At 62.9% G+C, this 11,730-nt stretch carries 3 protein-coding genes; all 3 read left to right on the plus strand.

From position 1 onward, the window contains the following. Positions 1 to 6: 6 nt before the first annotated feature. Positions 7 to 594, plus strand: coding sequence for a HutD/Ves family protein (locus tag AC0L2A_RS32180; RefSeq protein WP_473612242.1), 588 nt, complete (start codon positions 7 to 9; stop codon positions 592 to 594). A gap of 244 nt (positions 595 to 838) precedes the next feature. After that, positions 839 to 9,397, plus strand: a complete 8,559-nt coding sequence (locus AC0L2A_RS32185) for a glycoside hydrolase family 94 protein (protein WP_473612243.1) — start codon at positions 839 to 841, stop codon at positions 9,395 to 9,397. Positions 9,398 to 9,757: 360 nt separating this feature from the next. After that, positions 9,758 to 11,530 (plus strand): glucan ABC transporter ATP-binding protein/ permease, encoded by a 1,773-nt coding sequence (locus AC0L2A_RS32190; RefSeq protein ID WP_473612244.1) that lies wholly within the window; start codon positions 9,758 to 9,760, stop codon positions 11,528 to 11,530. Positions 11,531 to 11,730 lie beyond the last annotated feature (200 nt).

An 11,730-nucleotide genomic window follows, 5' to 3' on the forward strand; every position in this document is an offset into this window, starting at 1 on the left:
CGCGCCTTGCGCATCCTGCGGGCAGCCGAATACCGGTCCATGCCGTGGAAGAACGGCGGCGGAATGACGACGGAAATCGCCGTCTCGCCCACAGGTGCTGCGCCCGACGATTTCGACTGGCGCGTCTCCATGGCGCGCGTCGAAAGCGGCGGGCCATTCTCCGAGTTTGCCGGAGTGGACCGAAGCTTGGCCGTGCTGGAAGGTGAGGGGATTGTCCTCGATATCGCCGGCGGCCCGACGACTACGCTGACCAAAACATCCGCCCCGCTTTCGTTTCCGGCCGATGTGCCGACTCAAGCGGCGCTGATCGCCGGTCCGATCACCGATCTCAACGTCATGACGCGGCGCGGACGGATGAGCCATGCCGTCGATCGCCTGGTGATTTCAGCCCCAACGGACATCCAGTCGGCCGCCGATGCGACCCTCATCCTGTGTTTTGACGGCGAGATCACGGTGGCCGGCGCGGCGCCTGTCCGCATCGGGCCGCGCGACACGCTGTTGCTTGGGCCGGACGCTCTGTCACAGCGCCTGGAGCCTACGCGACCGGCGACGCTGTTCGTGATCCGCATCGATTGCGTCGCGGCAAACGATTAACGCCTGTTTCGAAACATGATCACAACACCGGCAAAATATGCCGTAAGCTCAAGCCCAGATCACGAAAAAGCCTGAATCCTTCCGTCGATCAACTCCCGGCGGGAGGGAGGTGGTTCGTCTGCAGGTCTTGGTGCGAAAATAAACTTTCGGCCCTTGTTTCGATGCAACCAATTCTATTTCAACCGGTTCTAGGACATTGCCGTGGCGGTGACGCCGCTAACGCGTCCCCCATGCGGAATTTTCAATGAATATACAGACAGACCCCACCCAAATGGAAAAGACGAGCGCGAGCTTTCCGGCCATCACGGAAGAGCCGATACGCTCCAATTTCCTGCCGGAAGAGCGCCTGCGCACACTGGGTGCAAGCCTCGCCAAGGGCGACGTCAAGGATCTGTTCGGCCTGGAGCCGTTCGATTTCCAGCCACGCGTTCGCGACAGCGCCAGCAAGATCCTCGAAGTCTACCGTTCGACCAATGCCGCGCAGGCGAGAGGCGAGACGATCACGCCGGCGGCGCAATGGCTGCTCGACAACAACTATCTGGTCGAGGAAACCATCTTCCAGGTCAAGCGTGACCTGCCACGCCGCTTCTATCGTCAGTTGCCGACCCTGAAACTGTCCGACGGCGCCAGCGTGCCGCGCGCCCTTGCGCTGGCCTGGACCTATGTCGCCCATTCGGACAGTTCGGTCTCGGCGACCATGTTCAAGGCGATCGTCGAAGGCTTTCAGGCCGTCGAGCCGCTGAAGATCGGCGAGCTCTGGGCGCTGCCATCGCTGCTGCGCTTCGTTCTGATCGAAAATCTTCGCCGGATCGCGGTCCGGGTCAGTCGTACCCGGCAGATGCGCCAGATTGCCAACGAGGTCGCAGACCGCGTGCTGGCACTCGATGAAACCGCCGACCGTCAGGCGATCCTGTCGAACTACGTCGCCCATGCACAAGACACCACCTTTGCCACTCAATTGCTCTACCGCCTGCGCGACGGGTCGCAAAATGCCGGCAGGGCGCTGGAATGGCTGGAGGGCGAGCTTGAAAGGTCCGGCTCCGATGCCGAGGAAATCATCATCAGCGAGCATCGCACGTTGTCCAGCGGCAACGTGACCACCGGCAACATCATCCGCGGCCTCAGGCTCATCAACGATATCGACTGGACGGTTTGGTTCGAAGATGTCAGCCGCATCGACACCTTGCTGCGCGAGCGCACCGATTTTGCCGCGCTGGATTTCTTCTCGCGCGACCAGTACCGGACCGCGATCGAGGAAATGGCGCGCCGCTCCGATCGTTCCGAATTCCGCGTTGCTGAAAAGGCGATCGAACTCGCCGGCCATGCCGCTGTCGCCGATACCACCGTCACCGGTCCGACCGCTCACACCGACGTCGGGTTCTTTCTGGTCGGCCCGCGCCGGCTGGAACTGGAAAAGGCGATCGGCTATCGGCCGACGGTCAGCGTCACGATCAAACGGGCGTTCCGCAAGACCGGATGGCTGGGCATTGTCGTGCCGGTGTTCGCGCTGACGGTCCTGCTTCTTGTCCTCTCCGGCAACGCCCTTGCCAGTCTCGGCCTGTCCATACCGTCGATCGTCCTGATGCTGGCGCTGTTTGCCGTGCCGGCCAGCGAAGGCGCGCTTGCCTTCTTCAACACCGTCGTATCGTTGTTCCTGAAGCCGACGCGCCTCGTCGGCTACGACTATAAACGCGGCATGCCGCCCGAGGCGCGCACGCTGGTGGTGGTGCCTTCGCTGATCGGCTCGCGCGACGACGTCGAGGAGAACATCCGCAACATCGAAGTGCACCACCTGGCCAACACGGCGGACGAAATCCATTTCGCTCTGCTTTCGGACTGGCCGGACAGCAAAACCGAAATCGATGCGGCGGATATCGAGATCCTCCAATATGCTCGCGACGAGATCGCGCGGCTGAACGCCCGCTATCCCAGCGAAGGAGCGCCGCGTTTCTACGTCCTGCACCGCCGGCGGCTCTACAATGAATCCCAGGGCGCCTGGATGGGCTGGGAACGCAAGCGCGGCAAGCTCCACGAACTGAATCTTCTGCTGCGTGGCGACAGCGACACTACCTTTCTGCCGCTGGACGTGTCGTTGCCGGAAAACGTCATCCATGTGATGACGCTGGATGCCGATACGCGCACCACCCGCGATGCCGTCGCCAGTTTGGCTGGAAAGCTTTGCCATCCGCTCAACCGCCCGCATTACGATGCGGCAAAGCGCGTCGTCACCGCCGGCTACACCATCCTGCAGCCGCGCATCACCGCTTCGCTGACCAGCGGCGACGATGCATCCTTCTTCCAGCGGGTCTTTTCTGCCAATCGCGGCCTCGATCCCTACGTATTTGCCGTCTCGGACATCTACCAGGACGTCTTCGGCGACGGCTCCTTCACCGGCAAGGGGCTCTATCACGTCGACGCCTTCGAGGCGGCGCTGAAGGGCCGCATCGAAGAAAACACCGTGCTCAGCCACGATCTGCTCGAAGGCGCGTTGGCGCGCGCGGCACTGGTCACCGACGTCGAACTGGTCGAGGACTATCCGACCCGCTATTCGGTCGACGCGTCGCGCCACCATCGCTGGGCGCGCGGCGACTGGCAGCTTCTGGGCTTCATTCTCAATCCGCGTTCCGGCGTGCCGGCGCTGTCGCGCTGGAAGATGGTCGACAATCTGCGCCGGTCGCTGACGCCGATCTTCTGGGTGATGGCCGCGATCGCCGGCTGGACGCTGCTGCCCTTCACCCAGGCCGCGCAATGGCAGGCGCTGCTGATCCTCACACTTTTCATGGCGCCGACGTTCGACATCGTCCACGCCATCCTGCCGAAAAGCGGCGACCAGACGCCGCGCGGTCATTTCTCGGCGCTGGCGCGCGACGTCGTCTTCGGCACCGCCCTGGTGGCTCTGAAGATCGTGCTGATGGCGCATTTGGCCTGGATGATGGGCGATGCCATCATTCGCACGCTCTACCGCCTGTTCGTCAGCCGGAAGAACATGCTCGAATGGCGCACTGCCTCGCAGGCTCACAAGATCGGCGACAACGATCTCGGCTCTTATTACGGCATGATGTACGGCGCTGTGATCGTCGGCGTCGTCGGCCTCGCCATCCCTGTTGTGGCCGATTCCACCGGAGCTTTCGTCGCCTTCTTCTTCGCGCTGTTCTGGATCGGCTCGCCGGCCTTCGCCTTCTTTATCAGCCGCTCGGCCGAAACCGAGGACCGTTTGCGCATATCGGCGGCGGACATCCATGTGCTGCGCACGATTGCGCGGCGCACATGGCATTATTTCGAGACCTTCGTGACGGCCGAGCATCACAATCTGCCGCCCGACAATTTCCAGGAAAGCCCGGCGCCTGTCGTGGCCCCCCGCACCTCGCCGACCAATATCGGCGTCTATCTCCTGTCAGTTGTTTCGGCGCGCGATTTCGGCTGGATCAGCCTGTCCGACGCCACCACCCGCATCGACGCGACGATGTCGACTATCGAGAGCATGCCGCGTGAGCGCGGCCATCTCTTCAACTGGTATGATACGACGACGCTGAAGCCGCTCTATCCGCTGTACATTTCCGCCGTCGATAGCGGCAATCTCGCCGGCCATCTGGTGGCGGTGGCGGCAGCCTGTGCCGAATGGGCGGAAGCGCCTGCAGTCCACCTTCAGGGCGACTTCGAGGGTATCCTCGATACCGTGACGATCCTCGACGAAAGCCTGGCCGAGTTGCCTGACGACCGCCGTCAGTTGCGGCCGTTGCGCCAGCGACTTGCCGATCGCCTCGATGGCATGCGACGCGCGGTCGAATCGATCAAGGCACAGCCCGAGATGGCGTCGATCCGCACCATCAACCTGGCCGTTCTGGCCGGCGAGATCCGCAAGCTCGCCATCGCTATCCATACTGAGGCCGCATCGACGCAGAGCGACACCATCGCCGACTGGGCGGCGAGACTGGAAGCCACCTGCGAAGCGCATGTCCATGACGCGCATAGCGACGACACTGCCGTCGAGGCGCTGCGGGCCAAGCTTCTGTCGTTGCGCGAGCGCACACGTCGCTTTGCCTTCGAGATGGATTTCTCCTTCCTCATGCGCAAGGAACGCAAGCTTCTGTCGATCGGCTACCGGGTCGAGGAGCATCAGCTCGACGAGAGCTGCTACGACCTGCTGGCTTCCGAGGCGCGGCTGACCAGCCTGTTCGCCATAGCCAAGGGCGATCTGCCGACGGAGCACTGGTTCCACCTCGGCCGGCCGATCGTCGAGATCGGGTTCAAGGGCGCGCTGATGTCCTGGTCCGGCTCGATGTTCGAGTATTTGATGCCGCCGCTGGTGATGAAGGAGCCGCAAGGCAGCATCCTCAACCAGACCAGCAAGCTCATCATCAAGCGCCAGATCCAGTACGGCCGCTCGAAGGACGTGCCCTGGGGCATTTCGGAAGCGGCCTACAACGCCCGCGATCGCGAACTGACCTACCAGTACACCAATTTCGGCGTGCCTGGGCTGGGCCTGAAGCGAGGTCTTGGCCAGAACACGGTGATTGCCCCTTATGCGACCGTGCTGGCGGCGCAGTTCACCCCGCGTGAATCGGTGCAGAACCTGGCCAGGCTGAGGCGGCTCGGCGCCCTTGGCCGGCACGGCTTCTACGATGCGGTCGATTTCACGCCGCAACGCGTGCCGGAGGGCACCGACCATGTCGTCGTGCTGAACTACATGGCCCACCATTCCGGCATGTCGATCGCCGCCGTCGCCGACGCCATCTTCGAAGGACGCCTGCGCGACCGCTTCCACAGCGATCCGGTGATCGAGTCGGCCGAGTTGCTGCTGCAGGAAAGAGCGCCGCGCGACATCCCGACCGCCACCGTCAGGACCGAGGCCGACGAACGGTCGAAGGACGAAACGGAAGCCGAAAGCCCCGATACGCGCATCGTGCTCAACCCGCTCAAGGCGCTGCGTTCGACCAGCGTCATGTCCAATGGCCGCTACTCGGTCATGGTTACCGCGACCGGCTCCGGCTATAGTCGCTGGGGCGAGCTTGCCGTCACGCGCTGGCAGCCGGACCCGACCGAGGATCGGCTTGGCTCCTACATCTTCCTGCGCGACTCCGGCACCGGCGACTGGTGGTCGGCCACCGCCGAGCCGAAGCGTGCCGCCCACGAAGAGGTGCGGACGCTGTTCTCCGACGACAAGGCGAGCTTCGTCAAGTCAGTGGGATCACTGCGTTCGGAGGTCGAATGCATCGTCATTTCGGAAGGAAATGGCGAAGGCCGGCGGGTGACGCTCTACAATGACGGCCCGGTCGACCGGCATATCGAAGTGACCTCGTTCGCTGAACTGGTGCTGGGCTCCGAAGCATCCGACAACGCGCATCCGGCGTTCTCGAAAATGTTCGTGGAAACCGAAATCGCTGCGAATAACGCAGCGATCTTCGCCACCAGACGTAAGCGGGAAACGGACGAGCCTGATGTCGCCATGGTGCATTTCGTCACCGACCCGTCTGGGTCGACGCGCGACGCCGAGGCCGAAACCGACCGGCGCGCCTTCATAGGCCGCGGCCGCACCATTACCGAGGCCGCCGCCTTCGATCCCGGCGCCAAGCTTGGCGGCCATTCCGGCTTCACGCTGGATCCGGTCGCGGCACTTCGCCGACAGGTGCGCGTGCCGGCCAACAAGAAGACAGCGCTGACCTTCTGGACTGCCGTCGGCGCCAACCGTGCCGAACTCGAAGAAGCCATTGCGCGGCTTGATCATCCGGAAGCCTTCGCGCGCCAGGCGATGCTCGCCTGGACCCGCTCACAGGTGCAGACCCGGCATCTCGGTCTCAGCCTTGCCGATGCCGCCAATGTGCAGAATCTGGCGCGCTACCTGATCTATCCGGATCCGTTCCTGCGGCTTCCGGCCGAATCGATCGCTTCCGGGCTCGGTAGGCAATCGGGCCTATGGCCGACCAGCATATCCGGCGACTTTCCGATTTTCCTGGTCAGGATCGGCGATGTCGCCGATCTCGAAATCGTTGCCCAGGCGCTCCGCTTCCAGGAATACATGCGCGCCCGAGGCATGATGATCGACTTTGTCGTCATCAACGAGCAGGCTTCGTCCTACGTGCAGGACCTGCAACGGGCGGTCGAGACGCTGTGCGAAAACAGCCGCCTGCGCGGCAAGGAGCTAGGACCCCGCCAGCACATCTTCGCGGTGCGCCGCGACCTCATGGACGAGGCGACCTACAAGACGCTGCTGGCCACTGCTCGCGTCGTTCTGCACACGCGCAACGGCACCATCTTCGATCAGATCGAGCGCGCCGAGGCCGCTGCGCTGCAAGCGCGGGACGCCTTGCAGCCGGCGGGTGCAGCATCGCTTCGTGAACCGTCTCCGCCGGCGCCACAGACGTGGGCCCAAGCCTCGTTCGACGGCAGTGCCGACGGCAACGGGCTCAACCAGTGGAACGGTTTTGGCGGTTTCGAGGGCGACGGACGCCACTATGTCGTGCGCCTTGCTGGCCGGCGCACGACGCCGCAGCCCTGGATCAACGTCGTCTCCAACGCCTCGTTCGGTTTCCACGTTTCGGCTGAAGGCGCTGCCTTCAGCTGGAGCCGAAACAGCCGCGACTATCAACTGACGCCGTGGGCGAACGACCCGGTCACCAACCGGCCAGGCGAGGGCATCTATATCTACGATCATGCCAGCGGCCGGGCGTTCTCGCCGCTGGCCGCCGTCGTCCGCGACCCCGCCATGACCTACGAAACATGGCACGGGCAGGGGTTTTCGACCTTCCGTTCGAAGCGCGGGCCGCTGTCGATGGACCTTACCCATGTGGTGGATTCCGTCGATCCGGTGAAAATCTCGAGGTTGCGCATCCAGAATTCCAGTTCGGCTCCGGTGCGACTGCGCGTCTATGCCTATGCGGAATGGGTTCTTGGCAGCCATCGTTCGCGCACGGCGGCGACCATCGTTCCGTCCAGGGATGCCGCGACGGGCGCGTTGCTGGCGCAAAATCCCTACGGGCTCGATTTCAGCGAGCGGGTCGCCTTCCTGGCCGCCGACGGCGCGGCACACTCGGTGACGGCCGACCGCGGCGAGTTCATTGGCCGCCACGGTACCAGCGAACTCCCGCAAGCCGTGCTCAGCGGCGCAAGCCTGTCGGGCCGCGTCGAGGCGGGCGACGATCCTTGTGCGGCAATTGCACGCGACGTCGACATCCCTGCCGGCGGCGACGTGACGCTGCTCTGGCTGCTCGGCGATGCAGCCTCTGCCGAAGAAGCCAGCGCGCTGGTACAGCATCACTGCAGCAAGGATTTCGATCAGCGGCTGACTGACAATGAACGCACCTGGCGAGGGTTTCTCGACACCATCCAGGTCGAGACGCCGGACAGGGCGCTCAACGCGATGGTCAACCACTGGCTGCCCTATCAGAGCCTTGCCTGCCGCATCCGCGCCCGCTCGGCGTTTTACCAGGCGAGCGGCGCCTTTGGCTTCCGCGATCAGTTGCAGGACACGCTGGCCCTGCTTCTCCATGATCCGAAACTGGCGCGCGACCAGATCCTCAACGCGGCGCGGCGGCAATTCCCCGAAGGCGACGTGCAGCATTGGTGGCTGCCGCGAACCGAGGCAGGCGTCCGCACCATGATTTCCGACGACGTGGTCTGGCTCGCCCACGCCACGGCACACTACTTGCTGGTGACCGGCGATACCGCGATCCTCAGGGAACAATTGCCCTTCATCGAAGGGCCGTCGCTGGAAGAAGGCGAGCACGACGCCTTTTTCACGCCGGAGATATCGAAGAAGACCGCTTCACTCTATGATCATTGCGCGCGCGCACTTGACCTTGCCATCAAGCGCAGCAGCCCCGCCGGACTGCCGCTGATCCTCGGCGGTGACTGGAACGACGGCATGAACCGTGTCGGCGAGCACGGTAAGGGCGAGAGCGTCTGGCTGGGTTGGTTCCTGCTGAAGACGCTGGGCGACTTTGCAGCTGTCGCCAAGGCGGAAGGCGACGCCAAGCGTGCGCAAGCCTGGACAAAACACGCGGGCGTGCTGAAGCGGGCGCTTGAAAGCACGGCCTGGGACGGTGAATGGTACCGTCGCGGCAGCTTCGACGACGGCACGCCGCTGGGATCGCGCAGCTCGCAGGAATGCAAGATCGACTCGATTGCCCAGTCGTGGAGCGTGCTGTCGGGCGAGGGCGATCCGGCGCGATCGACGACGGCGATGCAGCAGGCGATGAAAATGCTCGTCGACGACGAGCTCAACATCGTCAAGCTTTTCACCCCTCCCTTTTCCAGGACGGAACAGAACCCAGGCTACATCAAGAGCTACCCGCCGGGTGTCCGTGAAAACGGCGGCCAGTACACCCACGCAGCGACATGGTTCGTCATTGCGCTCGCCGAAATGGGGCGCGTCGACGACGCCTACCGCTGCTTCTCGATGCTCAACCCGGTCAACCATGCACCCGACGAAGCCGCTGCCGAGCACTACCGCGTCGAGCCTTATGTCGTCGCGGCAGACGTCTACGCCGGGCAAGGCAAGGGCGGCCGCGGCGGCTGGACCTGGTATACCGGCTCGGCCGGCTGGCTTTATCGCGCGGCGGTCGAAGGCATCCTCGGCATCGAGCGCAGGGGCGAGCGCATCCAGTTCAGGCCGAAACTGCCCAGCCATTGGGATGGCTATGCGGCAACGCTCAAGGTGCTGGGGGCCGAGCTCAGGGTTCAGGTTGTCCGCGACAACAAGGCCAAAGCCGTCTCGCTCGAGGTAAATGGTAAAAAGACGAAGGCTTCGTCTTTCGAACCGAAAGCCGGCGACAAGGCCGATCTGGTCGTCAGGATACCGGCGTAGCTTTAAGGATTTGGAGCGTCTTTGTACATCTTGACCATGTGCGTTATTTAAAGTTGCTCGAGCAATTCTATTGCGCATGAGATATCCCAAAGGCCGATGCAGGCTTTTGGGATTCGTACATGCCAAGTTGCTGATTAAAATTTCGGCAGTGCTTCCGGCCTGCCACGATTTTGCCGCAAGGCTGACATTTTACCTTTCTTCTCAAACCGTTAGGTGATCACGACAGATTTCGCAGCGTCGCCATCTTTTGTTCGCGAATTGGGAACTGAAGGGGTACGAGGGCATTGTTTCGCGACACGTCAACGAGTACGAGTCAGAAAATGATGCAGTGCACAATAACAATTTGCCGGAGTAGCTGAAGTGTCCCTTCTGCAAATCTACTGGAGAGCGCTCGGTTATCTCGCTGCCGACAGAAAACGCGTCGCGTTTATCTGTGGGGCGAATGTCGCGCTTGCGATTATCGCCATCCTTGAGCCGATCATGTTCGGACGGGTGATCGATGCCATTTCGGATAGCGGCTCGGTCTTTTCGACGCTCGGCCTATGGGCCGGTATCGGCGTCTTCAACGTCATCGCCTTCGTTCTGGTGGCGCGCGGCGCGGACCGTTTTGCCCATGCGCGGCGCAGCGAGGTTCTTTGCCAGTCGTTCGAGCGCGTGATCACCATGCCGCTTGCCTGGCATCATCAGCGCGGCACCTCCAATTCCCTGCATACGCTGCTGCGCGCGGTCGAGACCTTGTTCAGCCTCTGGCTCGAGTTCATGAGGCAGCATTTGTCCACGGTTGTCGCGCTGGTTCTGCTGGTGCCGACGGCGCTCAGCATGGACATTCGCATGTCGATGGTCCTGCTGGCGCTGGGCGCGCTCTACGTCGGAATTGGCCGGCTGGTGATGCGTCGCACCAGGGAAGGCCAGGCGTCCGTGGAGCGGCATTTTCACCAGGTGTTCGCGCATGTGAGCGACTCGGTCAGCAATGTCGCCGTGCTGCAGAGCTACAATCGCATCGGCCACGAGACCGACGCCTTGAAGCGCTATGTCAAGAATCTGCTTGATGCCCAGTATCCGGTGCTCGACTGGTGGGCGTTGGCCAACGCCCTGCACCGTCTGTCGTCGACCATTTCGATGATGGTCGTGCTGTTGATCGGCTCCTATCTGGTCATGCATGGCCAATTGCGTATCGGTGACGTCATCGCGTTTACCGGCTTTGCCACGCTGCTGATCGCCCGGCTCGACCAGATGTCGGCCTTCGCCAACCAGATTTCGGAAGCCAGGGCCAAGCTCGAGGAATTTTATCGCCTTGAGGACTCCGCGGCCGAGGCCGCCGAGCCGGACGGGTTGCGTGACCTGGTCAACGTCACTGGTCATGTGCATTTCGAAAACGTCAACTTCGAATTCGCCAATTCGGGGCAGGGCGTGAACGACGTGTCGTTCGAGGTCCATGCCGGCCAGACCGTGGCCATCGTCGGCCCGACCGGCGCAGGCAAGACCACGCTGATCAATCTCCTGCAGCGGGTCTTTTCGCCGTCCAGCGGCCGTATCCTGATCGATGGCATCGATACCCGCACGGTGACCCGCAAGTCGCTGCGCCACTCGATCGCCACCGTGTTCCAGGATGCCGGTCTGCTCAACCGCTCGATCGAGGACAATATTCGCGTCGGGCGCGCCGAGGCGACCTATGACGAGGTCCACGCCGCCGCCAATGCCGCTGCCGCGCAGGATTTCATCCTGTCGAAGAGCAACGGCTACGATACGGTCGTCGGCGAACGCGGTGGACAACTTTCGGGCGGCGAGCGCCAGCGTATCGCAATCGCGCGCGCCGTGCTGAAGGATTCACCCATCCTGGTGCTCGACGAAGCGACCAGCGCGCTTGACGTCGAGACGGAAGACCGCGTCAAGGAAGCGATCGACGAATTGCGGCGCGGCCGCACCACCTTCATCATCGCACACCGCCTGACCACTGTTCGCGATGCCGATCTGGTCGTCTTCATGGACAAGGGCAAGGTGGTCGAAATGGGTGGCTTCGCCGAATTGTCGATGCGCAATGGCCGCTTCGCCAGCCTGTTGCGCGCCGGCGGCCTGCTCAACGACGAGGAAGTCCGCCGCCTCAGCCGAACCATCACGGACGCGGCCGCCTGAGTTCTTCCCTTCTCCCCTTGTGGGAGAAGGTGTCGCCGAAGGCGACGGATGAGGGGTGGTCCAGCTTAGCGCCGGCCTCGCTCCGGCCAGCACCCCTCAACCGTCTTGGCGCTGCGCGCCAATCCACCTTCTCCCACAAGGAGGGCTTTGCACAGAATCGGATTGGTGATTCCGTGGGCAAGGAAGAGAGGGAGATGATT

Source organism: Mesorhizobium sp. WSM4844, from assembly GCF_055811775.1.

Bases quoted from the DNA above. Each gene is read 5' to 3' on its own strand.
- AC0L2A_RS32185 (WP_473612243.1), top strand. From the start codon at position 839: ATGAATATACAGACAGACCCCACCCAAATGGAAAAGACGAGCGCGAGC.